Annotated in this window: 1 protein-coding gene; it reads right to left on the bottom strand. The window is 40.2% G+C overall.

Annotated features, from left to right (window positions below):
• Positions 1 to 338, bottom strand: a 338-nt coding sequence (locus tag CXF58_RS01340) for a transposase (RefSeq protein ID WP_145989779.1), incomplete at both ends; no start/stop codon positions are given.

Raw genomic sequence — 338 nt, 5'->3', positions numbered from 1 at the left:
TTACGTTTTTGTTTGACCCAAGCCCACATTTGCTCGATAGGATTCAAATCAGGACTGTAAGGTGGCAGCCATAAAATAGTGTGCCCTGCATCTTCTATAAGTTCAGTTGTGTCTTTGCGCTTATGGAAGGTTGCATTATCCATAACGATTACACTGTCTTTCGGTAAGCTTGGTAGCAGCAGTTGTTCAACCCAGCTATGAAATACATCACTATTGACACTGCGATCATAAAGTCCAACAGCGAACAGCTGATTATTGTAAATAGCACCTATCGCATTGGTTTGGTTTTTAAGCTGCCAGTTGTATTGTCCAAAGCATTTTTTACCTCTATTAGAGTA

It is taken from the genome of Psychrobacter sp. Sarcosine-02u-2, assembly GCF_002836335.1.
Lineage (GTDB): Bacteria > Pseudomonadota > Gammaproteobacteria > Pseudomonadales > Moraxellaceae > Psychrobacter > Psychrobacter faecalis.
Note: the sequence above shows the minus strand (reverse complement) of the source record. Positions and strands in the feature narration are given on the sequence as shown.